25 protein-coding genes are annotated in these 25,853 nt (G+C 63.4%); 12 read left to right on the forward strand and 13 right to left on the reverse strand.

Translation table 11 applies throughout. The features are described from left to right. The first annotated feature begins 475 nt into the window (after positions 1-475). Together BUC04_RS05780 and BUC04_RS05785 are read left to right on the forward strand one after the other, a co-directional pair. Complete coding sequence (locus BUC04_RS05780; RefSeq protein ID WP_067659170.1) at positions 476-826, forward strand: hypothetical protein; 351 nt, start codon at positions 476-478, stop codon at positions 824-826. 55 nt (positions 827-881) lie between these two features. Continuing rightward, the gene (locus BUC04_RS05785) at positions 882-1,448 is read left to right on the forward strand and encodes a hypothetical protein (RefSeq protein ID WP_067659391.1); all 567 of its coding nucleotides are present in this window, start codon (positions 882-884) and stop codon (positions 1,446-1,448) included. A gap of 3 nt (positions 1,449-1,451) precedes the next feature. On the opposite strand, the gene BUC04_RS05790 is transcribed toward BUC04_RS05785, so the two are convergent. The 4 genes from BUC04_RS05790 to BUC04_RS05805 all read right to left on the reverse strand — a co-directional run bounded on the left by BUC04_RS05790 (position 1,452) and on the right by BUC04_RS05805 (position 5,318). After that, the gene (locus BUC04_RS05790; protein WP_067659173.1) at positions 1,452-2,504 is read right to left on the reverse strand and encodes a succinylglutamate desuccinylase/aspartoacylase family protein; all 1,053 of its coding nucleotides are present in this window, start codon (positions 2,502-2,504) and stop codon (positions 1,452-1,454) included. Continuing rightward, positions 2,491-3,396, reverse strand: coding sequence for a 30S ribosomal protein S6--L-glutamate ligase (gene rimK / locus BUC04_RS05795; protein WP_067659176.1), 906 nt, complete (start codon positions 3,394-3,396; stop codon positions 2,491-2,493). The genes BUC04_RS05790 and rimK overlap by 14 nt, the downstream gene beginning before the upstream one ends. Positions 3,397-3,399: 3 nt before the next feature. Further along, on the reverse strand, positions 3,400-3,840 hold the full coding sequence (locus BUC04_RS05800) for an ATP-dependent zinc protease family protein (protein WP_067659179.1): 441 nt from the start codon (positions 3,838-3,840) through the stop codon (positions 3,400-3,402). A gap of 110 nt (positions 3,841-3,950) precedes the next feature. Beyond that, complete coding sequence (locus BUC04_RS05805) at positions 3,951-5,318, reverse strand: magnesium transporter (protein ID WP_067659182.1); 1,368 nt, start codon at positions 5,316-5,318, stop codon at positions 3,951-3,953. Positions 5,319-5,499: 181 nt separating this feature from the next. Here BUC04_RS05805 and BUC04_RS05810 point away from each other — a divergent pair, with 181 nt between their 5' ends. Continuing rightward, a complete protein-coding gene (locus tag BUC04_RS05810) occupies positions 5,500-6,378 on the forward strand; it encodes a LysR family transcriptional regulator (RefSeq protein ID WP_067659185.1) in 879 nt (292 codons plus the stop codon). A gap of 5 nt (positions 6,379-6,383) precedes the next feature. On the opposite strand, the gene BUC04_RS05815 is transcribed toward BUC04_RS05810, so the two are convergent. After that, a complete protein-coding gene (locus BUC04_RS05815) occupies positions 6,384-7,559 on the reverse strand; it encodes an MFS transporter (RefSeq protein WP_067659188.1) in 1,176 nt (391 codons plus the stop codon). A gap of 200 nt (positions 7,560-7,759) precedes the next feature. Between BUC04_RS05815 and BUC04_RS05820 the strand changes: the two genes are divergently transcribed. Beyond that, the gene (locus tag BUC04_RS05820; protein WP_067659191.1) at positions 7,760-11,101 is read left to right on the forward strand and encodes a mechanosensitive ion channel domain-containing protein; all 3,342 of its coding nucleotides are present in this window, start codon (positions 7,760-7,762) and stop codon (positions 11,099-11,101) included. A gap of 172 nt (positions 11,102-11,273) precedes the next feature. Here BUC04_RS05820 and BUC04_RS05825 read toward each other — a convergent pair whose 3' ends face one another. Both BUC04_RS05825 and BUC04_RS05830 read right to left on the reverse strand, forming a co-directional pair. Next, complete coding sequence (locus BUC04_RS05825) at positions 11,274-11,813, reverse strand: NADPH-dependent FMN reductase (protein ID WP_067659194.1); 540 nt, start codon at positions 11,811-11,813, stop codon at positions 11,274-11,276. Then, entirely contained in the window at positions 11,810-12,247 is a 438-nt protein-coding gene (locus BUC04_RS05830) for a VOC family protein (protein ID WP_067659197.1), read from the reverse strand. The genes BUC04_RS05825 and BUC04_RS05830 overlap by 4 nt, the downstream gene beginning before the upstream one ends. 139 nt (positions 12,248-12,386) lie before the next feature. On the opposite strand from BUC04_RS05830, the gene BUC04_RS05835 reads away from it, so the two are divergent. Beyond that, on the forward strand, positions 12,387-13,283 hold the full coding sequence (locus BUC04_RS05835; RefSeq protein WP_067659200.1) for a LysR family transcriptional regulator: 897 nt from the start codon (positions 12,387-12,389) through the stop codon (positions 13,281-13,283). Here BUC04_RS05835 and BUC04_RS05840 read toward each other — a convergent pair. Then, positions 13,280-13,804, reverse strand: coding sequence for a DUF3087 family protein (locus BUC04_RS05840; protein WP_067659206.1), 525 nt, complete (start codon positions 13,802-13,804; stop codon positions 13,280-13,282). The genes BUC04_RS05835 and BUC04_RS05840 overlap by 4 nt on opposite strands. A gap of 172 nt (positions 13,805-13,976) precedes the next feature. Here BUC04_RS05840 and BUC04_RS05845 point away from each other — a divergent pair, with 172 nt between their 5' ends. Both BUC04_RS05845 and BUC04_RS05850 read left to right on the forward strand, forming a co-directional pair. Further along, complete coding sequence (locus tag BUC04_RS05845; RefSeq protein WP_082766645.1) at positions 13,977-14,810, forward strand: DUF2726 domain-containing protein; 834 nt, start codon at positions 13,977-13,979, stop codon at positions 14,808-14,810. Positions 14,811-14,934: 124 nt separating this feature from the next. Further along, positions 14,935-15,705 carry a DUF2726 domain-containing protein gene (locus BUC04_RS05850; protein WP_067659212.1) on the forward strand — a complete coding sequence of 257 codons (771 nt, stop codon included), beginning with the start codon at positions 14,935-14,937 and terminating at the stop codon, positions 15,703-15,705. A 47-nt stretch (positions 15,706-15,752) separates the two neighbouring features. Here the strand turns inward: BUC04_RS05850 and BUC04_RS05855 are convergent, their stop codons facing one another. The 3 genes from BUC04_RS05855 to BUC04_RS05865 form a co-directional block, all read right to left on the reverse strand. Further along, positions 15,753-17,075: a sulfatase-like hydrolase/transferase gene (locus tag BUC04_RS05855; protein WP_067659215.1), complete on the reverse strand. Its 1,323-nt coding sequence runs from the start codon at positions 17,073-17,075 to the stop codon at positions 15,753-15,755. Between the two features lie 134 nt (positions 17,076-17,209). After that, positions 17,210-17,587, reverse strand: coding sequence for a VOC family protein (locus tag BUC04_RS05860; RefSeq protein ID WP_067659217.1), 378 nt, complete (start codon positions 17,585-17,587; stop codon positions 17,210-17,212). Positions 17,588-17,634: 47 nt separating this feature from the next. Further along, the gene (locus BUC04_RS05865; RefSeq protein ID WP_067659220.1) at positions 17,635-18,543 is read right to left on the reverse strand and encodes a LysR family transcriptional regulator; all 909 of its coding nucleotides are present in this window, start codon (positions 18,541-18,543) and stop codon (positions 17,635-17,637) included. Positions 18,544-18,655: 112 nt separating this feature from the next. On the opposite strand from BUC04_RS05865, the gene BUC04_RS05870 reads away from it, so the two are divergent. The 5 genes from BUC04_RS05870 to BUC04_RS05890 all read left to right on the forward strand — a co-directional run bounded on the left by BUC04_RS05870 (position 18,656) and on the right by BUC04_RS05890 (position 23,333). After that, a complete protein-coding gene (locus tag BUC04_RS05870) occupies positions 18,656-19,663 on the forward strand; it encodes a zinc-binding alcohol dehydrogenase family protein (RefSeq protein WP_067659223.1) in 1,008 nt (335 codons plus the stop codon). 164 nt (positions 19,664-19,827) lie between these two features. Next, a complete protein-coding gene (locus tag BUC04_RS05875) occupies positions 19,828-20,919 on the forward strand; it encodes an alkene reductase (protein ID WP_067659226.1) in 1,092 nt (363 codons plus the stop codon). 13 nt (positions 20,920-20,932) lie between these two features. Then, complete coding sequence (locus BUC04_RS05880) at positions 20,933-22,021, forward strand: alkene reductase (RefSeq protein ID WP_067659229.1); 1,089 nt, start codon at positions 20,933-20,935, stop codon at positions 22,019-22,021. A 515-nt stretch (positions 22,022-22,536) separates the two neighbouring features. Continuing rightward, a complete protein-coding gene (locus BUC04_RS05885) occupies positions 22,537-23,001 on the forward strand; it encodes a hypothetical protein (protein ID WP_067659232.1) in 465 nt (154 codons plus the stop codon). Between the two features lie 14 nt (positions 23,002-23,015). Next, complete coding sequence (locus BUC04_RS05890; protein WP_143165550.1) at positions 23,016-23,333, forward strand: hypothetical protein; 318 nt, start codon at positions 23,016-23,018, stop codon at positions 23,331-23,333. 15 nt (positions 23,334-23,348) lie between these two features. On the opposite strand, the gene BUC04_RS05895 is transcribed toward BUC04_RS05890, so the two are convergent. Continuing rightward, on the reverse strand, positions 23,349-24,449 hold the full coding sequence (locus BUC04_RS05895) for a DUF917 domain-containing protein (protein ID WP_067659238.1): 1,101 nt from the start codon (positions 24,447-24,449) through the stop codon (positions 23,349-23,351). A gap of 83 nt (positions 24,450-24,532) precedes the next feature. Then, positions 24,533-25,843, reverse strand: coding sequence for a cytosine permease (locus BUC04_RS05900; protein ID WP_067659241.1), 1,311 nt, complete (start codon positions 25,841-25,843; stop codon positions 24,533-24,535). Positions 25,844-25,853 lie beyond the last annotated feature (10 nt).

Consider the following 25,853-nt stretch of genomic DNA (forward strand, 5'->3'; position numbering starts at 1 on the left):
AAGAAAGCCACCCAAGCCAACATTGACCGGGATCACGTTCGCTTCCGCCCAGAAATTGTTGTCACAGCGTTAACTTGACTCGGGTTTAGCTGGCCTTAAAGGGGCAAACCCACAAAAACCAACCAAAACTTAACAGGGGGTTAACCCCAGACTGGATTGGTCTGACCAAGAAATTGGGCTCAGATACAACTGGATACGAAAATTTCACAATATAGTGACATTCAGCAGGGGAGAGATTCGGCCGGATCCGTGACCAAGGTCACAATAGGGCAAAATCCAAAAAGAAAATTCTCCCAAAGAAAGCAAAAGCCGGAGGCCGCGCAGGGACAAAATGTCTAGGCCAGAATGCCAATGAATAACAATACCTATCACTATTGTTTCGTTTCTGTCGGTTTGGCCTTGCCTGGCTGAGGCATTTGCCGCAGGCTGAGATCGAGCAGTTTCACAACCCAGAGACTCAAAGGAAGGATTCGCTATGAAGATCGGGATGATCGCATTGCTGCTGTCACTGCTGGCTGGCTGTGCCCAGTTCAACAACAACCGGGGTGTGGAAGTGGGCTGGCAAGAGAACCTGGCCGATACCCTGGTCAAGGGCGAGAGCCATCGTCGTGATGTGCTGGCTTTGCTGGGTCCGCCGTCGCAGATGGTGGCACTGGGCGACGAGAGCGCCCTGTATTACCTGTTTGAAAAGGAGCGCGGCAACGCCCTGATCCTGGTGGTCTATAACCGGCTCGACCGCAACACCCGCTACGACCGGGCGGTGTTCTTCTTCGATGAGAACGACCTGCTCACCGACTATGCCACCGTGGTGCAGGATGAGAGCTGACCGCGCCGGGCTTCCCCTCCAGGCGGTGACGCCGAGGGTGCGACAGCTGGCCCTGATGTTGCTCGCTCTAACGCTGCTTAGCGGCTGCACTCTTAATCGCTACGAAATGGGCCAGGCATTGCCTGACACCCTGGCGACGGAGTCAGCCCAACCGCTGAGCCTCAGCCAGGTACTGAGCCAACTGGGGCCGCCACTGCGCCTGGCCAGCACTCAAAGCGGCTACGTCATGGCCTGGGAGCACTGGCGTATTCGCGAAGAGGCGGTAGGCCTTAGCCTGCGTGGCACCCCGCTGGACTTCCTTAACCTGGACTGGGGCCAGGCCAAGGTCCAGGGCAGCTTCCTGCTGCTGACCTTTGACCGTCAGCACCAACTCAGTGGCCAAAGCCTGTACCAGTGGGACAACACCGTCGGCGGCGGCCAGGCGGTGCAGCCCTTCTTCAGCTTTGTCCCCGTTGTCGACGTGGACGATCTGCTCTCCAGCCTGCCCCAGCACCAGTGGGGTGCCATGTCACTGGACCCACTGCCCACCACGCTGAACTACTACCAGCGGGTCGAAAACGGCCAGTTGGAACAGCGCGGCACCCCGAAGCGCCAGGGTCAGCGCACCCTGGAGATGCACTGAGTCCTATTCCACCGCCAGCGACGGGGTACTCCCCTCCCCTTGCTCAGCCCATAGGGTGTCGATCTGCACCTCGGCCAAGTTGGCTTCTGCCCGGTCAAAATAGGCCAGATGAAACAGCGCATCGCCTTCGTTCACCAATGGCAGGGTTTGCTGACCAATGACGATCCCCTCCCTGGGGGCCAGGATGTCACACTCCCCCTGACCCAGCGGTGCAGCGATACGGGCTAACACCTCGCCCTGGCTGACCCGCTGTCCAAGCTTGACCTGACTGCGCAGGATGCCGTTTTGCTCTGCCCGAACCCAACTGCTGCTGCGCGCCGTGGCGACCTCAGAGCGCACCCGAGTCGCTCGCCCCCGCAGCATGCCCAGATGACGCATCACCCGCAGGCACCCTCGCACCGCGGTGTTGATCGCCACCGGCTCAAACCGCAGCGCCTCGCCGCCCTCGTAGGTGATCACCGGGATCCCCTCTCCTTGCGCCAGGGCCCGCAGTGAGCCGTCCCGGGATTTGGCGTCGAGCATGACCGGCACACCAAAGGCCTCAGCCATAGCAGCGCTGGCTTCATCGTCCAGGTTGACCCGCAGCTGCGGTAGATTGGTTCGATGCACTGCGCCGGTGTGCAGATCGATGATATGGCTGCTGGTCTGCACCACCTGCTGGTAAAACTGGTGGGCCAGACGCGCGGCGATTGAGCCTTGCTCTGAGCCTGGGAAGCAGCGGTTCAGATCCCGTCGGTCCGGCAGGTAGCGACTCTTCTGGATGAAGCCGAACACGTTGACTACCGGCACCGCAATCAGGGTGCCGCGCAGTCGCGTCGCGTCTACCTGGGTCATCAGCCGACGAACCGCTTCGACCCCATTGAGCTCATCGCCATGAATGGCTGCACACACCAGCAACACCGGCCCGGCCAGGCGGCCATTGACCACCTCCACCGGGATACTCAGCGGCGCATGGGTATACAACTGCGCCACCTCCAGATCGATCAGCTGCCGACTGGCGGGCGCCACGTCGATGCCCGCCAGGGTAAAGGGAGTGTTTCGTTTAACCCTTGCCACGCGTTTTTGTCCTCTGTGGTTTTGCGTTCTTTTCGATGTACTCGATGATCATCCCCGCCACGTCCTTGCCGGTGGCGCGTTCGATCCCCTCCAGCCCCGGTGAGGAGTTCACCTCCATCACCAGCGGGCCACGTTCGGATCGCAGCAGATCCACCCCGGCCACCCGCAGGCCCATCGCCTTGGCGGCCTCCACCGCGGTCTTGCGCTCCTGCGGACTGATCCGCACCAGCGAGGCGCTGCCACCGCGGTGCAGGTTGGAGCGAAACTCCCCCTCGGCACCCTGGCGCTTCATTGCGGCGATCACCTTGTCGCCGATCACGAAGCAGCGGATGTCAGCCCCGCCCGCCTCCTTGATGAACTCCTGCACCATGATGTTGGCCTTGAGGCCAAGAAACGCCTCAATCACGCTCTCCGCCGCCTTGCGGGTCTCCGCCAGCACCACGCCAATGCCCTGGGTGCCCTCCAGCAGCTTGATCACCACCGGGGCGCCCCCAACCATGTCCAGCAAATCCTTGATGTCATCAGGCTTGCTGGCAAAGCCAGTGACCGGCATGCCGATCTGGCGGCGAGAGAGCAGCTGCAACGAACGCAGCTTGTCCCGCGAGCGGGTGATCGCCACCGATTCGTTGACCGGAAACACCCCCATCATCTCGAACTGACGCAGCACGGCGCAGCCGTAGAAGGTCACCGAGGCGCCAATGCGCGGAATGATGGCATCGAACCCCTCCAGGCTCTCCCCCTGGGTATGAATGGTGGGCTGGTCCGAGTTGATGTTCATGTAGCAGCGCAGCGCGTCGATCACCACCGCTTCATGACCCCGGGCTTCCGCCGCCTCGATCAGGCGACGGGTGGAGTAAAGCTTGCGGTTACGCGACAGGATCCCGATCTTCATCTTTCACTCCTTACCCAGTAGAAACGACGCCTCGGCGTCCACCATCAGATGGCCCTGCATCGCGGTACGGCCAATCAACATACGAAACTTCATGGTGTCGCGGTTGGTCACGGTCATCTCAATCGGCCAACGCGCACCGCCCATGGTCAGCTCGGTCAGGATCACCGGGCGCTGTTCAGCATGGCCGCCGGAATCGGTCACCTTGCGGTACTCCACAAGCGGCGCCTCACACACCAACACGGTCTGCTCGTCCCCCTGGTGGGGGTGGACATGCATCCGCAGCCAGGGCTTGTTGTCCCGCTCGAAGGGCTCGGTTTTAAAGGCGTGCAGACAGGAGGTACGTGCCCCGGTGTCCAGCTTTGCCTTGATGCGTTCGATGCCTAACTCAGGCAGCGCCACCCACTCACGCCACCCCACCCGCATACGCTCGGGGGATTGTTGCATTGCTCTGTTCCTCTTAATGACAGGCCAATGATTTGCGCGGGATTATGACAACGCGCACAACATTGCGATAACAATAGTTTTTTACCCTTTGGGTAAAAGTTTCAGATATCTCAGCCGAGCAAAAACCAGGTGCCCAGCCCCAAGAACGAGACAAACCCCACCACGTCGGTCACCGTGGTCAGGATCACCGAACCGGACAGGGCGGGATCGATCCGCACGCGGTCCAGCCAAACCGGGATCAGCACACCCGCCAGCGCCGCCACCGAGATATTGATAACGATCGCCAGGGCCATCACCACCCCGGTCATGCCACTGCCAAACCACAAGGTGGCGACCACCCCTATCACCACCGCCCAGGCCACCCCGTTGATCAACCCCACGCCCAGCTCCTTGCGGATCAGCGGCCAAAGGTTGCCTTGGGTGATCTGACCCATCGCCAATCCGCGGATCACCAGGGTCAGGGTCTGACTGCCGGCGATACCGCCCATGGAGGCAACGATGGGCATCAGCACCGCCAGTGCCACCACCTGCACCAGGGTGGCCTCGAAACGGCCAATCACCCAGGAGGCGAGCAAGGCGGTCATCAGGTTGATGCCCAGCCACACCGCACGACGCTGGGCACTGCGCTTGACCGAGGAGAACAGATCGGTCTCCTCGTCCAGTCCCACGGTGGCCATCAGGCGGGCCTCGTATTGCTCCCGGGTCAGTTCCAGCGCCAGGTTGAGGCTGATCCGTCCCTGCAGGCGCCCCTCAGGATCCACCACGGGCAAGGCGGTGAAACCACTGTGCTCTACCGCTTCGGTGGCATCGTTGATACTGCTGTGACTCAGCAAAGGGTTCACCGACTGCCACTCCTGGCTGTTAAGACGCAGATCGCCCGGGCAGGCAAGCAGTTGGGCCAGCGAAACCGCGCCGCGGTATAGGCCCTGCTTATCCACCAGGTAGGCGTGCTCACTGTAGTTAAATTGGGTGCGACCCAGTGCCCGGATGGCCTCACTGACCCGGGCATTGGCCGGCACCAGCACCAGGTCATGATTGAGATAACGGCCCAGCTCGTCCTCGCCATACTGGTTGGCTTGCTCGTACCAGTCGCGCTGACGAGAGGTCATCTGGGTCAGGGCTTCGTCCAACAGGGACTCAGGCAGATCGTCGGCCAGCTCAACCAGCGACTCCGCATCAACCCCCCGCAACAAGTGCTCCAGCTCGGGCGAAGAGAGCGTACGGAGGATGGCACCCCGGGCCTCCGCCCGCATCGCCACCAACACATCCACCTGCTGGGTGCGCTCAACCTGCTGCCAGCGCTCCAGGCGCTGGGCGATCGGCAGGGACTCCAGCAGCAGGGCCAGCTCGCCGGGCTCGATCTGCTCCTTGGCCTGCTCAAACAGGGCAAACTGGTTGTCTTGCTCGGCCTCGTTCAGCCGCTCCACCAGCTGACTGATCTCCTCCCGTGCCGATTCCAGCTCCGGTTGTTGTGCCATGGGATCGCCTCCTTGCCTGGCCTGTCCGCTCCCGCGCTTGTTTGAAGATAGTCGCCTATCGACAGCAACTTAAAGCAACTGCCCCAACATCCCCCCGGCCGCCACGACAGCAGGCCGGACTTTATCCTGTGGGCGTACGCGTTCTATTATGGAAATCCATCAGTTCGTTCGAGCCAAATCCATGGATGTAAAAGTCTTTCGAACCTTTCTGGCCGTCGCCAAACAGCGTCACTTTGGCCGCGCCGCCACCGATCTCTACATCACCCAGGCGGCGGTCAGTGCCCGCATCAAGCAGCTGGAGGGGTTCTTCGACGCCCCGCTGTTCGTGCGCGACCGCAACGCCATCAAGCTCACCTCCGCCGGCGAGCGGCTGGTGCCCTACGCCGAGGTGATGGTCAACACCTTGGAGCAGGCCAAGCTGGCCCTGGCGCTGGAGGGCAACAAGGCGGTTCAGCTCAGCATCGCCGGCACCCCCAACATCTGGGATGCCTACCTGCAACAGGGGCTGAGTCGCATCATCGAGGCCCTGCCGGAGTATGGCTTTAATGCCCAGGCCATCGGCCGTGAGCAGATCAACAACGCCCTGCTCGACCGTACCCTGGACCTGGGCCTGCTGTTTGACCCGATGAAATCCGACGATCTGGTCAGCCAGGAGGTGGCCACCCTCGACCTGATGCTGGTGGCCACCGCCCCCAGCACGGTGGCGGATGCCCTGGCCTCAGGCTACATCTACGTCGACTGGGGCACCCGCTTTGCCAGCGAGCACGGTCAGCGCCACCCGGGCACACCGGCGCCCTTCCTGCGCACCTCCACCGCCCGTATCGCCCTGGATTTGATCCTGGAGAAGGGCGGCGCCGCCTACCTGCCACTTTCACTGGTACAACCGCTGCTCGACTCGCGCCAGCTGTTCGCCGTCAGTGACGCCCAGCTGTGGCAGCGCCCGGTCTACCTCAGCTACCGCAAGGGCAGCTCCTCGGTGGATGCCATTAGTCGTATCCAAGCGCTGCTGGCCCAGACCGACCCCGCCACCGCCTTCACCCTGCAGCAGCTGGGCGACTGACGGCGCTACAGCTCAGTTGGGGGCTCCGTCAGCCAGCGCTCGGCGCTGTCCTGGGGCTGCAGCATCAGGTACACCCCGGTGACGCCAAACAGCAGGGCGAAGAACACCGGCAGCGCCATCAGCCCATTGGGGCCCCAATCGGACACCAGCGGGCCCACGACCGAGCCCAGGCTAAAGCACAGCAGCATCAACTCAGTGATGGAGACGATGCGAAACGCCGCCTGACCCTGGCAGGCCATCACCACCGTGATGGGATAAAGCGCGAAGGCCGCCATCCCCAGCATCAGCAACGACACCGCCACCCCCACCGTGGTGGTGGCCAGTGACAGCAACAGCGCCGCTACCCCACCGAGCAGGCAAAACAGCGCCAGCAGCAGGGTGTGCCGCCACTGCGCCATCAAGCTGGTGAGCAATGGCTGCACCAGCATGCCACCGAGGATCAGGCTGGCCATCCACAAGCCGGTGTAGCCCGAGCCCCCCGGACGCAGCTCCAGGTACAGGGGCATCAAGCCGTACAGCGGCCCGAGCACCATGCCGGCCACCACGCAGCCCACCACTGCCGGGCGATGCAGTCGCTTAAGCGCCTTGAAGCCCAGTTTGTGGTGCGTCGCCAATCGTGGCACCGGTGGCCGCGTCAGCAGCGGCAGCAACAAGGCTAGCAACAGCAGGGCCATCGCCGCCCCCATAGGCACCAGGCTGGCGCTATCGAGCCACTGCAGCGACGCCTGACCCACGGCGTTACCGCCGTAAAGGGCGGTCATGTACAGTGCCAACCGGCGCGGACGTTGGCGGGCGTTACCGGACAACAGCAGCCAGGACTCCACCACCACGAACACACCGGCACTGGCAAAACCCGCCAGCAGACGAGACAGCAGCCAAACCGGCTCGGATACCATGAGTGGCAACAGGCTGACTGAGGCCAGCAGCAGCGCCAGGAACAGCGCCAGGGCCTGGCGATGGCCCAGGGCCCGTACCACCGGCTCAATGTTCATCGCTCCCAGCAGCAAACCGGCAAAGTAGGCACTGGCCAGCCAGGAGGCCAGGCTGGCCGGCAGCCCCTGGGGCGCCAGTGACAGCGCCAGGGCGCTCATCAACAAGCCCGAAGCCACCGCAAACAGGGTCAGGGCCGCGACGGGCATCATCAGATTGGGTTTCGCCTGCGGCACAGCAGCTGAGTTCACGGCACACTCCAGTTAGAAAACCGCCCCCATGAGGGGGCACGATAACGGCGCGGAGTGTGCCCGCCGTACGCAAGGCCGTACAACGAAAGGTTTTTGTCGTCAGGATAAAGATCCGCCAAGCTTAAATGCAGTGGCGTAGATAAGTCGCTCAAAACTCCGGTAACATCAAATCAAGGCAAAACGCGAACAGGATGTGTGCGATGACCCTCTGGCGCAGCATGGGGCTGACTGCCCTACTCTTTTGGCTGGTCTGCTGGCCGGCGGCGGCCAACATGCCGGTGACCGAACAGCTCAAGCAGCAGCTTGAGGAGGTAAAGGGGGCTGCGGATGCCGATCCCCAGTTGGTGCAAAGCTACGAAACCCTGCTAGCCACCATCGACGCCAACGAAAAGGCCACCCAGGCCAACCAGACCCTGCGCGACTTTATGACCGCCTACAACGGCCAGATGTCGGCGCTGCAGCAGCAGCTGGACCAGGTTCCGGAGGATCCTCTGTTTGGCCCGCCCCCGTCCGAAGAACCGGACGATGTAGAGCTGGCCCTTACCGCGTTGGATTCCGCCGAGGCGGACTGGCGCCGTCAACTGAGTCGCAATAAGCAGGCGATGCAACAGGTCGAGCGGCTGCCGGAGGTGCTGCCCGGCGAGCTCAGCGATCTGTCGCGCCAACTGCGGGAGCTGACCCCTGTAGAGCCCAACGAGGCGACCCCGGTGCCCTACTGGCAGTTTTTGGCCAACACCAAGAAGCTCAACCTGGCGATCGAAGGCCGTCAGCTGCAGCTGCAAAGCTACGACAAGAAAAAGAACGCGCTGGAGCTGGAGCAGCAGCTGCTGCAAAGCCAGCTCAGTGCCGCCCAGACCCAAAGGGAAAGGTTGCAGGGGATGCTCAGCCAGACCAAGCAGACCGTGGCCCAGGACCTGTTGCGGCAAAGCAGCGCGCTGGTGGGACTGGCACCGGAGCAGGATGCCCAGGCCAAGAAGACCGCCGAGCAGCTCAAGCGCCTGGCCCGGGAGCTGTCGGAGCTGGTCAGCAGCAACGATGACCAGGCCCGGCGGCGACAGCAGCTGGAGCAGCAAACCCGGCAGCTGACCAGCGAACGGGAGTTGATCGCCAACAACATCCAGTGGCTGCAAAAAAGCACCGCCTTTGGCGCCACCCTGCGAGCCAAGCTGCGCGCCTTGCCGGAGCAGGCGCCTAACGACGACCTGGTGGGCCAGATAGCCCAGGCCCACGTGCGTCAATTTTCACTGCGCCAGTTGCCCCCCATCGTCGACCCCCGCACCCTGGTCAATGAATCCGAGGTCGAAGCCGACCCCAGTGAGCCAGCTAGCGAGCCCTCCGGCGCAGCAAATCGCATCCAGGGTGAGGCTGATAACGACTCTGTCCTGCCCTGGGACCCGGAACAGAGCGCCGCATTCTGGCAGCAGGCCGAATCGCTGCAGCAGCAGCTGGTTCAACAGCTGGACGAAGAGTACGAGCAGTTCATCATCACCCTGACCCACCTGCAAACCGTGCGCGAGCAGTATCACCTGGAGCTCACTTCCAGCCTCAGTTACCTCAAACAGCAACAGCTCTGGACCCGCAGCCACCCGCCGCTATGGCAATGGCCCGAGGGGTTCAACCGCTTCACCCTGCTGGGTATCGAGCAGCCCCTGCTCGATACCTTGGCACAGCTGCGATTGCAGCAGCCCCGCCAGTTTGCCCTGGCGTTAGTGGCGGTGCTGGCCTTCGGCTTCGCCCTGTCCCGCTCCCGTCAGCATCGCCGCGCCCTGGCGGCCCTGCCCACCATCAAGCAGAGCTTCAAGCCCTTCCGCGCCAAGCTGTTTGCCAGCCTCACCGGCGCGGTGCTGATGGCGCTGATGGTGGTGGCAATGAGCAAGCTGCTGACCGCCTTCTGGCCACAACCGGAGCCCTTAGATATCCAGGCGCTGCTGACCCTGGCGGTGGTGATCACCCTGCTGATGGCAACCCTGTTCACCCTCGGCAGCCCCGGCGGGGTACTGCGTGACCATCTGGACTGGCCCAAGGACTACTGCAACACCCTGCAGCGTCAGGCCATCGCCAGTGGCCTGCCCTCGGTGTTGCTGCTGTTGGCAATGATGCTGGGCACCCTGCTGGCGGGGGCGCATGGCTCGGAGTTGGTGCGCTGGCTGCAGTTGGCGGTTCAGGCCCTGCTGCTGGTGCTGTTTCTGCGTATGGTGGCGCCGCGCAGCCTTGAGCGGGTGCTGCCCACGGTGCTGCGTCGCCCCTGGTTCCTTAAGGGCTTGCAACTGGTGGTGCTCACCACCCAGGCGGTGGCCTTCCTGCTTACCGTACTCGGCTACTACTACGCCGGATTGAGCGTCACCCTCTACCTGAGCACCACCATGATGGTGATCGTGCTGTTCTTTATCGCCGGCCAGCTGGGTCGGGGCTGGCTGCTGGCGGAGCAACACGAGCTGCGCCAACAACGACTGCGGGAGGAGTGGCTGGAGCAGCAGGCTGCTCGCCAGAGTGAGGAGGGCTCGGCCCCGGCGGAGCCGATGCCGGAAATCGACGAGGAGCAGATAGAGCTGGACGAGGTCAACCAGCAATCCTTCGCCCTGCTCAAGGGGGCCCTGCTGATCGGCTTGGGTGCCGCGCTGCTGGGGATCTGGGGCAGCGCGGTAGAGCAGGTCCAGTGGTTCAACGATGTGGTGCTCTGGCAGGTGATAGAGCAGACCGAGAGCGGCGCTACCCTGGTCAACATCAGCCTGCGCTCGGTACTGATCGCCATCGGCTTGCTGTTGCTGACCCTGTTTGCGGTGCAGAACCTGCCGGGGATGCTGGAGCTGCTGGTGCTGCGTCGGTTGGATTTGCAGCCCGGCTCTGGCTACGCCATCACCACCATACTGCGCTACCTAGTGATCCTGACCGGGGTGATGACCGCCTTTGCCATGGTCGGCTTCCAGTGGTCCAAGCTGCAGTGGCTGGTGGCCGCGGTGGGGGTTGGCCTGGGTTTCGGTCTGCAGGAGATCTTTGCCAACTTCGTCTCCGGCCTGATCATCCTGTTCGAGCGCCCCATCCGCATTGGCGACATCGTCACCATCAATAACCTCAGTGGCACCGTCAGTCGCATCAACACCCGGGCCACCACCATCATCGACTGGGACATGAAGGAGATCGTGGTGCCCAACAAGGCCTTCATCACCGACCAGTTGATCAACTGGTCGCTGACCGATCCCATGACCAGGGTGGTGATCTCGGTGGGGGTGGCCTACGGCTCCGACATCGACAAGGCAGAAGAGCTGCTGCACGAGGTGGCCCGCGACCACCCCACGGTGCTGGACGATCCGGCACCCCAGGTGTTCTTCCTCAGCTTCGGCGCCAGCAGCCTGGACTTCGAACTGCGCCTCTACATCCCGGCGATCGAGAGCCGCAACTTCGTCATCCACGCCATCAACAAAGCGATCGACCGACGCTTCCGCGAGGCCAACATCGAGATCGCCTTCCCGCAGCTGGACCTGCACGTGCGCGAGCTGCCCAAGGCACCGCCGGAGGACAAGGGCAACGCGCCGAATGACTGAGGGGCTAGGGGCTAGGGGCTAGGTACTAGGTACTAGGTACTAGGAGCTAAGTACTAGGTACTAGGTACTAGGAGCTAGGTACTAGGAGCTAGGTACTAGGAGCTAGGTACTAGGAGCTAACAGCCAGGAGCTAGGAGCTACGAGCTAGGAGCTAGGAGCTGGGAGCTAGAGGCTAGGCCTCCACTGCCAGGGCGGCCATCGCCTCACCCAGCGCAGTGGCCAGCTCTGGGTCGGTCAACACACCGCGCTCCAGATCAAACACCTCATGGAAGCGCGGCACCGACAGCTGTGCCACCACCTTGCCGCCGAAATAGGGGGCGCTGCCGGTGGCCGCCGCCAGCACGTTGCGTCCACCGCCCTTACCCGGCGAGGTGGCCAGCATCACCATCGGCTTGTTCTGATAAACCGCCATATCGATGCGCGAGGCCCAGTCAAACAGGTTTTTAAAGGCCGCGGTGTAGGAGGCGTTGTGCTCAGCGAAGCTGATCAGCAGCGCATCGGCCTGGCCAATCTTGTCAAAGAAGCGCTGAGCCAGGGCCGGGGGCTGTCCCAGCTGGGCCTCCCGATCCACCGAGAAGATCGGCAGCTCGTAGTCGTTCAGGTCCAGCAGCTCCAGCTCGACCCCCTCCCCCAGCAAAGAGGCAGCGTGGCGCACCAAGGCCTGGTTGATGGAGTGACGGCTATTACTGGCGGCGAAGGCTAGCAGTTTCATGACGGGTTCCTTTGGTAACGGGTTGAGGCCATCTGGCGCAGGGCATCCAGCCCCTGGTAGTCAATAAACTCCACCACATTACCATCGGGATCACGAACAAAGTAGGAGGTGCCGGTGGGGTGCTGCATCGGCCCGCCGCTCAGCGGGATCCCCAGCTCCGTCAAACGCGCCAGCAGGGCTTCGCCACTGGTCACCTCCAGTGCGACATGGGTGTATCCGGTGTGCTTCTCTGCCACGTCCATCAGCAGGTTACCGCTGGGCTGATCGGCGTTGAGGATGAAGTTGATATTGATGCCACTGGGGTGTTCCACCACGGCCACCGGCTCTGGCCCCAGGGGGCCGGCGATGTACTCAAACCCCAGCCCCTGGTAGAACGCCAGGGCGGTATCCAGATCGCGGACACGCAGTCCGATGTGGTTGATGCGAGTGATCATGGGTCTTCCCTCCCGTTGAGTTGATGGCTTCAGTATCAACCGTTCCATTCAGGCCGGGTAGACTGCTATTGTGGAAATCATCGTTCCATATTTGGAACAAAACTATGCCTTCGTGAACCAAGCTGACCCAGGAGCAACAATGGATCTGAACGACGCGCTGCTGTTTGCCAAGGTGGCGGAGCTTAAGGGGATCTCCGCCGCTGCCCGCGCCCTGGGGCTGCCCAAGTCCCGGCTGAGCCGGCGCATCGCCGCTTTGGAGCAGAGCCTGCAGGTACGACTGCTGGAGCGCACCACCCGCTCGGTGGCACTGACCGACGCCGGCCGCCAGTTCTATCAACACTGCCGCCGTATCCAGGAGGAGTCGGAACTGGCCCAGGCTAGCCTGGAGCAACTCAAGGGCGAGCCCCGCGGTCGCCTCACCATCAGCGCGTCGGTGGCGCTGGGCCAGCACCTGCTGGCACCGCACCTGGGGGAGTTCATGGCCCGCTACCCAGCCATCGAGGTGGTATTGAGGTTGGACAACCGACGGGTGGATCTGGTGCAGGAGGGGATCGACCTGGCGGTGCGGGTGGGGGCACTGGAGGACTCCAGCCTGATCTGCCGTCAACTGGCCAGCGCCAAGGCCCGGTTGTACGCGGCGCCAAGTTACCTGGCCCAGCACGGCACGCCGGAGCAGCCCGAAGCGTTATCTGAGCATCGCCAACTGGTGATGACCGACGCCAGCCAGGCGGGGCAGTGGCCATTGCAGCAAGGAGCTCAGCGCCAGGTCATCGAGCTGAACCCGGTGCTGCGCTGCAACGACATCACCAGCCTGGTGACCCTGGCCCAGTCGGGAACCGGGATCGTCGCCTTGCCGGATTACCTGGTCCGCACCCAGCGCGAGGCCGGCACCCTGGTGTCGGTACTGCCCGGCTGGTCGCTGCCCTCGTTCCCGATCCACCTGCTGTTTCCCAGCCACCTGGGGCTGACCCACAAGGCCCGGCTGTGGTGCGATTTCGTCGCCGAGCGCCTGCCGGAGGATCTGAGGGGGAGTTAGAACCGCGCCAGTGCCGCCTCATCCAACTGCACCGGGTCCAGCGGCAGCCCCAGCTCGGTCATCTGCGCCTCCAGCTGGTCACAATCCCGGTTCACCTCTGACAGGGTCAGGGTGTTGTCATCCAGCTGGTACACCTGCTGCTGACTGCGGTAGTAGAACAGCAGGATCGACAACGCCTCCGGCTGCCGCTGCTCGGCCGCGGCTTTCAGCGCCGCCATCTTCGAGTAGATCTTGGCCTGGCGCTGTTTAAGGCCAAACACGTAGAACAGATCCGCCAGCTTGGGGTGGCGACGCAAGCCGTGCAGCACCGCCGAGCACAGTGCCAGGGCCAACAACACGCCAATCAGGTTAAGGTGAAAATTGCCGGTGGACTCCCCCGCTACCGTGCTGGCCTGACCAAACAGGGCGATCAAGCCGCTGCCCAGGGCCACCGACAACAGGGCCAACGCACCAACAAAGCCGACGATCACCCGGTTTACCGTGGCGCGGTAGCTCGCCTTATCCACACGCCTTAGCTGCATGCTCTCTCCTTACTGCCTGTAGTGAATGGCCTGGGTTGGCCCGGGGGCAGTCTACCTGCAACTTGCCTCTTCCCGACAGCCCCGCGCTGCGATAGAGTAGCTTTTAATCAAAAAGCACAATATATCGGTGAGTTAGGCACCGTTTGTTGGCATATAGGGGAGGCATCACACCATGGAATGGTTGGGGATCGCCACCATCCCGGCCCTGGGGCTGGCCTGGTGGGTATTGCGACGGCAGCGCGCCGCTCGCTGGCAATATCGCTCTGTCACCGCCCTGCTCTCCCCGGTTGAACGCCGCTTCGCTCGCCACCTCAAGATCGCCATCGGTCCCCATTACCGCCTCTACTGTAAAGTTCGCGCCGCCGAACTGCTCAAACCCAAAGCCCCCCAGCAAAGTCGCCAGTGGCAAGCCGCCTACCAGGCGATCAGCGAGAAGTCCCTCGATTTTGTGCTGTGCGATCCGGACAGCCTGGCCCCCAAGGCGGTGCTGACCCTGGAAGAGTTTGGCCTGCTGGATGGACCCGGTCGGGTCCGGGACCCGCTGCTGGAGCACGCCTGCCAAAGTGCCGGCATACCGCTGTTGCGCTTCCCCTTAAAAGGCACGGTATCGGTCGCCGCATTGCGCCGCGCCTTGAGCCCCTCGCTGCCCAAGCTGGCCCAGGCCAGTGAGGTGGAGCAGGAGGTGGAACGTTTCCTGGCGGCGCTCAGCCCCGGTGAGGCGAATCGACCGACGGCGGCCTCCCCGACCCGACGTCAGCCCGCGCAGCCCCCGGCACGGGAGCAGCTCTCCACCGAGATGTTGGCCCAACGCCTTGGAATGACCCCGCAACAGCTGGTGCAGCGCTTTGTTCAGCTGGGCTACCTGGTATTTGACAGCCGTGGCCAACTGCAGCTGACCGACAAGGCACAGCGGGCCGGTGCCCGCCAGATCAGCGCCTATCCCGACCCCACCGATTTCCTCTGGCAGGTGGGTCAGCAAGGCGGTGAGCGCCGGGCCCTGCACTGATCCTCGCCATCCCGATCACTTCCTACCCAACCAATTGGGATTTCAGGGAAAAAGCTTCCACAGCCGACTATCTTTAGGGTAACTTTCCCAGCTTGGTGGCCCCGTCACTCCCATGGATGGCGCTTTGTACCTCACCCTCGCACTGGCCTTGGCGCTGGTGTTATGGCTGCTGTGGCGCCGTCGCCGCGGTCGCTCGACCCTGCGCAGCCAAACGGCAGAAGAGCGCGCCTTCGACAGTACCCTCAATGCCGCCCTGGCGGGTCTGCCGGTGCCGATCCGGGCCTTTGCCCGGGTTAAGATCGCCGACGTACTGGCCCCGGGCCGGGGTGACCATCGCAGCGACTGGCTGGCGGAGTTTGCCCAGCTGCGGGATAAGCAGTTCGATTTCGTGCTCTGCGATGCCCACAGCCTGGCGATGCTGGCCGCCATCGAGCTGGTGCGTGGCGGTCGACGTAAGCGCAGCCACGACGTGGTGGTGGAGGCGGCCTGCCAACGAGCCCAGCTGGCGCTGCTGCGCTTCCCCGCCCAGCGACATTACCAACAGGATGAAGTGCGACAAGCGCTGATCGAGGCGCTGCCGCAATTGACCCAACGCAAGGAGACCCCCACCTTGAGCCCCGAACGTCAGGATGAAGCTAAAGCCGAGGCCGCACAGGCCGAAAGCAGCGTGCTGCACCTCTCCACTGAGGAGCTGGCCGCACGACTGGGGATGCGCCCCATGGCCCTGATTGAGCTGTTTGCCAAACAGGGCTACCTGGAGTGGGCCGAAGATGGTCAGATGCAGCTGACCGAGGAGGGCAAGCGCAAGGGCGCGGTGCAGTGGGACGACCCGGATGGCGGCCGTCAGTTCCAGTGGTCGGTGCGTCACCGGGGCCAGGGCTCTGGCCAAGGCTAAGCCCTTGGAAACAAAAAACCGAAGCGTTCTGCTTCGGTTTTTTGTGCTCAATCGCGCTCCACTTCGCCTTTGTAGGGTCCCCAGGCGGCGGGACCCAACTCGGCACTGGTGCGGTTCCACTGCTCGCGCAGCTGCTTAACCCGGGCCGGTTGCTGCTCGCTGCGGTTGTCCTGCTCACCGATGTCGTCCGCCAGGTTGAACAGCATCATCGGGTGACGGCCGGAGCGCATCAGCTTCCAATCCCCATCCCGCAGCGCCCAGTGGTTGTTGTAGCGCCAGAACAGCTGGTCATGGGGACTGACCTGGCTGGCCCCGGTCAGTACCGGCAGGATGTCCTTACCATCCAGGGTCCAATCGGGCAGCAGCTCACCGCCGGCCAGCAGCACCGTGGTGGGGAACAGATCCAGCGCACTGATCATTACGTCGGAGCGCTGCTTGGCGGGGATCACTCCGGGCAGGGCCGCGGCAAAAGGCACCCGCAGCGCCCCCTCGAAGGTGGTGGCCTTCTGATCCCGCAGCGGGCCGTTGTCGGCCTGGTTGCTGAGCTTGCCACCGTTGTCGCTGAACAGCACCACCATGGTCTGGTGGGCGATCCCTTGGGTTTCCAGCTCGTCGAGGATGTCGCCGATGGCGTCGTCCATGCTGGAGATCATCGCCGCCACCACCTGGCGCTCGCCAAGATGCTCAAACTCCGCCAGCTTCTGCTCGGTGGCCTCCATCGGCGCGTGGGGGGCGGTAAAGGCCACTTCCAGAAAGAAGGGGGACTCGGCATTGCGGGCGATGAAGTCCACCGCCTCCTCGCCGAAGGCATCGGTCAGGTATCGGTCCTCCCGCTCTACCAGGGTGTCATTGCGATACAGCAGCTGCTCTTCGTTGTCCCCTACCCAGTAGGTCAGGGCGCCGTTATTGAAGCCGTAGTATTCGTCAAAGCCCCGGTTCCAGGGCTGGTACTGCTCCGCCTTGCCGTCATGAAACTTGCCCACCAGGCCGGTGTGATAGCCCAGGGTCTGCAGGTGCTCCTGGATCATCAACACGTCGGTGGGGGTACCCAGGCCGCTGTTGCCCACCAGCCCCTCGTGACCGAAGCGATGCTGGTACATGCCGGTGTGGTAGCCGGCCCGGGAGGGGCCACACACCGGCGCGGAGACGTAGGCGCTGGACATGGCGATGCCGGCCTCGGCGATGCGGTCCATGTGCGGGGTGGGGATCTGGGTCGAACCGTTAAAGCCGGTGTCGCCGTAGCCCAGGTCATCGGCGACGATCCAGATGAAGTTGAGCGGGGCCGGCTCGGCCAGTGCAGGGGCCAGTACCGGAGCCAGGGTCAGGCCAGCGGCAGTCAGGGCCACGGCGCGGCCAGCGTGTTTGATCATGATGCAAGGTTCAGCGGGAAATCATGGCGCCACGCTAGCACAGGCCCCCTTGGCCGTAATCCAAGTTTGCACAGCCTTGCATTGGCTCGGCCCGTGCTGACAACTGCCTGGCTGAACCGACCCGGCTTGCCCGCTTACTGCATCGAGTGCAGGCCGATGGTGTTGCCGTCCGGATCCATGGCGATGGTGATAAAGCCGTACTCACCGATGGACATCTTCGGCCGCAGCACCTTACCGCCAGCCCCTTCGACCCGGTCCTGCTGCACCTGGCAATCCTCGCAGCCAAAGTACACCAAGGTGCTGTTGCCCCCCGGGGCCACCCCGTCCATCCGGCAGATCGCCCCCGGCGCACCCGGGGCGTTGTCCTCCCAGGGGAAGGACCACATCTCCGGCCCGTCGCCGCCGGCGGGATTCAGCTCGTTCAGGGTCACATCGAACACCGCCTGATAGAACGCCTTGGCCCGGTCCAGATCGGACACGTAGATCTCAAACCACCCCACCGGATTGTGCATGTTGCCTCCTAATGACAAAAAACCTGATGACTGAAGGTGTTGCTCCCTCAGCTTAGTCCAGCGCGCTGGGGAGCCAACGCCTGAACCAGGCTGTCGTGCAGCTGCCGCACCACCGGGGTCAGGCGGTGGCGCCCGGCACAGATAAGATAGAGCGGCGCCGGCTCCCCCTGCCAGCCCAGTTCCAGCCGCTGCAACCGACCTGCCTGCACGTCTGCCCGGATCTCCAGCTCAGACTTGTAGGCGATCCCCGCCCCCATGCAGGCCCAGCGCCGCACCACATCGCCGTCATCAGCGTAGCGATACGGTTGGATCTTCACCGTCCGCTCACTGCCAGCACGGGCAAAGCGCCAACGGTCGTGATGATAATCCCCCAGCATGAAGCAGAGGCAGCGATGGTCACTCAGTGCCTCCAGACTGTCCGGCTGCCCATGGCGTGCCAGGTACTCTGGCGAGGCGCACAGCACCCGTCGATTGTCGGTATTGACCGGCAGCGCGATCAGCTCAGAGTCCGAGGGCTGGCCGTAGCGCAACGCCACGTCCACCGGCTGGGCGTAGAGATCCGACAGCCGGTCGGTGATCTGCAGCCGCAGTGTCATCTGCGGATGGGCCCGCTGCAGAGACTCCAGCAGCGGCAGCACCTGCAAGCGGCCGAGACCGGAGGGCAGCGACAGCTGCAGTACGCCACCAAATTGAGCCTGATCGTTTTGCAGGCCTTGCGCCGCCAGAGTCAGGGTTTCCAGCCCCTGGCGACACTGGGGCAGAAAACGCTCGCCGGCCTCGGTCAGGCGCAGCTGGCGGGTGGAGCGGATCAGCAGCGACGTGCCCAGCTCCGCCTCGAGCCGCTTGAGGCCAGCACTGGCGGCGGCGGGGGTAATGCCCAGCTGACGAGCAGCAGCGGAGAGGCTGCCGAGCTGGGCGGTGAGTGAGAACAGCTGGAGATCCTGGAGTGCCTTCATCTTCAAAATTTCGTTGAAAGAGATACAAGCTGGAGAGGGTTTTTCAAAAATATATCGCAACTAAACTGTCTATCCATAGCGAATCCCGTGATTAACCCGATAGGAGCTCTCCATGAAAGCCTTTGGCCTGACCCAAGCCGGTGACGTAGACACCCTCAAAGCCCTCGACCTGCCCACGCCGCAAGCCAGCGGCACCGATCTGCTGGTGCAGGTCAAGGCGGTCTCGGTTAACCCGGTGGACACCAAGGTGCGCGGTCGTGCCGCCGCCAGCGAAGAGAACCCCTGCATACTGGGCTTTGACGCTGCGGGCGTGGTGGTGGCCGTGGGTGACCGGGTGACTGACTTCGAGGTGGGTGACGAGGTGTGGTACGCCGGCGACCTGACCCGTCCGGGCAGCAACGCCGAGTTCCAGCTGGTGGAGCAGGCCATCGTCGGCCACAAGCCGAAGTCGCTGAGCTTTGCCGAAGCCGCGGCACTGCCGCTGACCACCATCACCGCCTGGGAGCTGCTGTTCGACCGCCTGCGCCTGGACCAGACCAGCGCCTACCAGTCCCGCGACCTGCTGGTGATCGGTGCCGCCGGCGGGGTGGGCTCCATCCTGCTTCAGCTGGCCAAGCGACTGACCTCGGTACGGGTGATCGCCACCGCCTCACGACCGGAGACCCAGGCCTGGGCCCGGGAGCTGGGTGCCGATCTGGTGATCGACCATCGCAATCCGCTGTCCGAGGAGTTGGACAAGCTGGGCATCGACCAGGTCGACGACGTCATCAGCCTGACCCACACCGACAGCCACTTCGACGAGATCGTTAAGGTGATTGCGCCCCAGGGTCAGATCGCCCTGATCGACGACCCGGCTGAGCTCAACGTGATGCCGCTCAAGCGCAAGAGCGTGTCGCTGCACTGGGAGCTGATGTTCACCCGCTCCATGTTCCAGACCGCCGATCGGGTCAAGCAGCAACAGCTGCTCAACCGGGTCAGCACCCTGGTGGACGAAGGCGCGGTCAAGACCACCCTGGATCAGCACTTCGGTGCCATCACCCTGGACAACATCAAGCGTGCCCACACCCTGCTGGAGTCCAACAAGGCCAAGGGCAAGATCGTGCTGGAAGGGTTTGAGTAAGGGATAATCCTCCCTCTTCGCGCCGGGCCCCAGGGTCCGGCTTTTTTGTTGTTTTCACAAAAGGCATTTGCCTTTATTGCTCTAAATCTTGCCCCCCGGCTTGCGTATGCTGCTGGCCATGGTTTCAGGCTGTCCGCCTGCCCCGCATTCCCCTAGGAGGTCCCATGTCCCTGTTCGAGCCGATCACCCTGGCCGGTCACACCCTGACCAACCGCATCGTTATGCCGCCGATGACCCGCTCCCGTGCCAGCCAACCTGGCGACGTCGCCAATCCGCTGATGGCCGAATACTATGGCCAGCGTGCCAGCGCCGGCCTGATCGTCAGCGAGGGCACCCAGATCAGCCCGATGGGCAAAGGCTACGCCTGGACCCCGGGGATCCACAGCGAGGCACAGATCGCCGGCTGGCAGACCGTCACCGAGGCGGTACACGCTCAAGGCGGGGTGATCTTCGCCCAGCTATGGCACGTGGGCCGGGTAACCCACCCGGACAACATCGGTGGCGCCCAGCCGGTCTCCGCCTCGCCGCTCAAGGCCGAGGGGGTCAAGGTGTTTGTCGATAACGGCAGCGACGCCCCGGGCTTTGTCGATGTAGTGACCCCCCGTGCCCTGGGCACCGATGAGATCGCCGAGATCGTCGAGCAGTACGCCCAAGCGGCCCGCAACGCCATCGAGGCCGGCTTCGACGGTATCGAGCTGCATGCGGCCAACGGCTACCTGATCAACCAATTCATCGACTCCCAGGCCAACGCCCGTACCGATGCCTACGGTGGCTCACTGCAGAACCGTCTGCGCTTCCTCGATGAGGTGGTCCGTGCCATGAGTGAGGCGATCGGCGCCCACCGGGTCGGTGTGCGTCTGGCACCGCTGACCACCCTCAACGGCACCGTGGATGATCACCCGCAGCAGACCTACACCGCCGCCGCCGAGCTGCTCAACCGCATCGGCATCGCCTACCTGCACATCGCCGAGGCGGACTGGGACGATGCACCGCTGATGCCGATGGGCTTCAAGCAGGCGCTGCGGGCGGCCTTTGATGGCGTGCTGATCTACGCCGGCAAGTACGACAAGGCCCGGGCCGAGCAGGCCCTGAGCGAAGGCTGGGCCGACATGATCGGCTTTGGTCGTCCGTTCGTGGCCAACCCGGACCTGCCCCGTCGCCTGCAGCAGGGTCTGACCCTGGCTCAGCACGACCCGGAAACCCTGTTTGGTGGCGGCGCCCGAGGCCTCACCGATTACCCCAATGCCGACGCCTAAGCTGGAGAACATCATGATCTTTACCCCCTTTCAGATGGGTGCCACCGCCCTGGAAAACCGTTTCGCCATGGCGCCGATGACCCGCTCACGCACCGACCAGCCCGGCGATCGCCCCAATGCCATGATGGCCGAGTACTACGCCCAGCGGGCCAGTGCGGGCCTGATCATCACCGAGGGTGCCCCCATCTCGCCGGTGGGCCGCGGCTACTCCCTGACCCCGGGGATCTACACCCAGGCGCAGATCGACGGCTGGCGTGAGGTGACCGACGCGGTCCACGCCAAGGGCGGCAAGATTGCTATCCAGCTGTGGCACGTGGGCCGTCGCTCCCACGCCAGCATCGCCGGTGAGACCCCGGTCTCCGCCTCCGCCTGCAAACACCCGGACCAGGTGTTCGGGCCGCTGCCGGAAGGAGGCTTTGGCATGATCGAAACCGGTACGCCGCGGGCCATGACCCAGGCGGACATCGACGCCACCATCGCCGACTTTGTCCAGGCCGCTAAGAACGCCATGGCCGCCGGCTTTGATGCGGTGGAGCTGCACGGTGCCCACGGCTACCTGATCGACCAGTTCATGCGTCTGGCCAGCAACAAGCGTGACGACCGCTACGGCGGCAGCCAGGAAAACCGGATGCGCTTTATGCTGGAGGTGACTGAAGCTGTGGCCAACGCCATCGGCGCCGATCGCACCGCCATCCGCCTCTCCCCCTTCGTCACTGAGGGCTACCCGGAAGCGGATCCGGAGATCACCGAGCTGACCCTCAAGGCGATCGAGAAGCTGGCACCGCTGGGCCTGGCCTACCTGCACTTCTCCGAGAACATCTCCAACTACACCGAGATGCCGGAGAGTTACCGTGCCCAGGTCCGCGCCATCTACCCTCACCCCATCATGGTGGCGGGCAAGTACACCCTGGCCAGCGGCCAGCAGATGCTGGAGAAGGGCTACGCGGATCTGATCGCCTTTGGTCAGCCCTTTATCACCAACCCGGACTTCGTCCGTCGCTGTCGTGAGGGCCTGGCACTGACGCCGGTGGATTACGCCGCCCACGCCACCTTCTACGGTGGCGGCGCTGAGGGCTACACCGACTACCCGGAAGCGGTCTAAGTAAAACGGAGAAAGCCCGAGCAGATGCTCGGGTTTTTGGTTTTTGGTTTTTTGTTTGTGTTAACTGTCGTTCCAGCTAACTACTAAATTTCCCTTATCGTTCTTTGCTAATAGCTTTGCCGGATTGCCGGCAGCAACCAAAGGGGCGTTCCGCCCCCTTGGAACCCCCGTTGCCTCCGTTCGGTGCTTATCCTCGCTCTCACCCCTACAGGCTGCGGTCTCGGCCAGAGTCGGCATCCATGCCTCCGCTGGCCTTTCGGGCCTTCCTGGCCCTCTACCTTCCCTATCGGGGCTTCTCTCGGGCACCTCAAAGTCGGCTCAAAGCGGGTGGGCCACGATGCACAGAAGTTAAGGTCTATGACATGACTTTTGATACGACGCCCTCTCTAAACTGACAGCCCATCTAACCAAAGCTCTTGATGAATATTTGTTGCTCGTGTTTGGTTTAACGCATTGTCAGTGGCAACCGCCTGACCATACACTGGTTAACATTCAACCGACTCCATCGAGCGACCATGAGCTATCAGCACACCCAGCCTGGCCTGGCCATCCGCATGGCAATCCTCGGCGCCTTTGCCCTGGTGTTTGGCTTGAGCCTGGTCAGTACCCCCACAGTGCTGACTCTGGGCGTGCTGATCCTGCTGGCGGTGTTGCTGGTGCTGTTTCAAAGCCTGACGGTCACCATCCACCACAACCAGCTGCAGTGGCACTTTGGCCCGGGCTTCTGGCGCAAATCGCTGCCGCTGAGGGAGATAGAGCAGGTGGAAGCGATCCGTACCCGCTGGTATTGGGGATTGGGGGTGAAACGCACGCCCCATGGCTGGTATTACGGGGTATCGGGCCTGAATGCGGTGAAGGTGATCACCCAGGACGGTAAGAGTCGCCTCATCGGTACCGACCAACCCGATGCGCTGTGTGAGGCACTGGCAAAGGCACTGCCCCAGCGCGAAATCCAGCCGGAACAAGAGCAATCAGAGTAGAGGGCTGCCTCAAGATGCAAGCAAAGGAAAAATCGGAGCCTGTGATCATCTCCCCGCTGCGACGCTGGCTCCACCGGGGCTGGCGCATCCCCCTGGTGGCTGGATTGCTGGTGGCCCTGCTCACCAGCACCGGGGTCACCATCATGGAGTGGCTGGAGAACCCCGGCGGGATCTTCCACGATGCCAGCGGCACACGCTGGCGCTTTGTTTACGAGACCTATATCAGCTGGTTTATCCCCACTTGGATCACCACCAGCGGGATATGCCTGCTGCTGAGCTTAGGCCTCACCCTGCTCCATCACTACCACCTCAATAAGCCCGATCGGGACTGAGCCTGAGATAAAGGCTTAGTCGAGCACCGGGGTAAAGGGCCGGTCCAGCCCCAGATAGCTCGGGCCAAAGGCCGCCAGGCCTCGCTCGGTCACAAAGGCCGCCGGAGCGGGGAGGATCACCACCGCCACGTTCATGCCCACCCGGTGGTTGGGGTTGAGTACCGGCTCTCCCTTATCCAAGTCAATCAGACAGAGCAGCTCCGGAATGGTGGCGTGCAGCTGGCCATCGAGCCAACCGGCCAGGTTCTCGTTCTTGATGTCGATGCGGTAATCATGGCTCTGAAACTCACCGCTGCCGTCGATGCTGACCTCGCCGAGGGTGAAGCCCCCCTCGGTACGCCAGTCAAACTCCGACACCTGACCGCGAAACACCACCCGGCCCTGACCATGCTCGGCAATGGCCACGGCCACGTCCGAGCCCTCCTCTTTGGCCAGGCGCAGCGCCTTGCCCAGCGCCAGCGCCTTGGAGATGGTGCCGGGGATCAGCGCCGAGCGCAGCTGCGAGACCGGCAGGGCATGGTCGATGGCGGCGATGTCGTTGCGACTGACCATCGACAGTGCCCGCACCAGGGTCTCGGCACGCTGATCGTCCACTACCTGCTCCAGCACGAAGCACTCGCCAAACTCGTTGGCGGCGACGATGGGGGCGGCGGGCAGATCATTGAGATAGTAGGTGGAGTGGGTGATCTCCGGTACCGCCCGGCCAGCGGGATCGGCATCGATGATCATGCCGTCGTTCATCGCCGCCACGTAGAAAGAGATGGCGGTGTTGGAGCCCCCCAGTTCGCAGCAAACGGTACCGTAGAAGGGCTGGCCCAGGTACTGGCTCAAGCGGCGATAGGCGGTGTCGATGGGCGGCTCGCCACTTTGCGGCAGGCGGCGATACTGGGCTTCCTGCTCCGGCGGCATCGGCGAGATCGCGCCCAGCATATAAGGGGTGCAGATCAGCGCCTCATCCGGTGCCTCGTCCAGGCTGACCAGACGAAAGGGTTTGTTGGCGGCAAAGGCCCGGTCCAGGTACTCAAACCCCTCATCCAGTTCACCGCCACCGCCGGTGCCGAGCACGGCACAGCCGTGGAGGATGTCGATGAGATCTTGTTTATCGAGGTGTTTCATAACCCTTTACCGCCAATAGAGAAATCAACAAGGGGCCAACGCCCAGACCGCGCAACAGGGTAGCCGCACGGCCGCAAAACAAATCAGCTGTCAGTGCCCGGTTGCGCTGGCCAGACCTTGGCCAGAACCCAGTAGCACAGCACGGTAACCGCCAGCGCATCCAGCACCTCCTGACCCGAAAGCCGGGCCCAGCCCTGGTTTACCGCAACGGCCATGGCAACGCCGGCGGCCCAGGCCAGCAGTGCCGGCCCGTTCCAGCGCTTAGGCAGAGCGGCTTGGTCGTACGCCTGGCCGCCGCGCCGCCCCCAGAAATCCACTACCACGATGGCGGCCACCGGGGTAAACAGCACCGACAGGCCAAACAGGAAATCGGTAAAGCTGTCGAGTAGGTTGAGCCAGGCTGCCAGGGTACCCAGCACCCCGGCCAGGGCGGCGATACGCCACATCTTCTGCCCGGTGAATACCGCGTTGAGCCCCAGGGCACTGCTGTAGAGATTGACCGCGGTGGAGAGCCAGCTGGAGAGCACCAGGGCGATAAAGGCCAGCTTGCCCATACCCAGCAGCAGCATCACCTGCAGCACGTCGTCGCTGCCGGTACGGGCGCCGGCGTAGGCGGCGATGACGTAGACCAGGGTGCACAGGCCAAGGAAAGGCCAGAAGCTGGCCACCACGGCATCACTCCGGTCTCGGGCGAAGCGGCTGAAGTCCGGCATCAGCACCACGCTGACGATAAAGCTGCCCACCACGATGGAGATCGCCTCCGCCAGCCCCATCTCACCGCTGGGCGCAGGCAGAGCAGAGCCGCCCTGCCCCAGGCTCAGCCAGGCCATCGCCAGGGTGACCAGGATCAGCACCGGCACAAAGGCGGTGGAGAGGCGCTCAATCAAGCGGAATCCGTACAGCGCAGTGAGGGTGAACACCACGCCACCGAGTAGCTCAAACACCCAGGGGTTGGGGCTGCTGCCAAACAACGCCAGCGACCACTCGCCAGCGACATAGCTGAACAGGTTCATATTGACCCCGTACCAGCCCAGCAAGGCAGCGGCAAAAGCCAGGTTGAGCAGCACCGAGCCGTAGCGGCCAAATACACTGCGGTTGATCATGCAGGCGGTGAGTCGGTTGTCTCGCCCCACCACGCCCATCACGGCACCGAGCAGCGACAGCAGCAGGCCGCCGAGGACAAAGGCCCATAGCGCCTGGTAAAAGCCCAGCGCCCGGCCCAGTTCCAGCCCGGTGATCAAGCCCGGAACGGTGAAGGCCAGCCCGCCGTTGACCATCCCCACCCGCCAGCCATTGAGGGTGCGCGACTCCGGCACCCGAGTGGTGGCGAAATCTTCCAGCGGGCTGGGGTCATGGGGCTGCACGGCGGCGTTACAGGGTTGGCTCTTCATCATTCAAACGGGC

The sequence above is a fragment of the Ferrimonas marina genome (assembly GCF_900129905.1).
GTDB lineage: Bacteria > Pseudomonadota > Gammaproteobacteria > Enterobacterales > Shewanellaceae > Ferrimonas > Ferrimonas marina.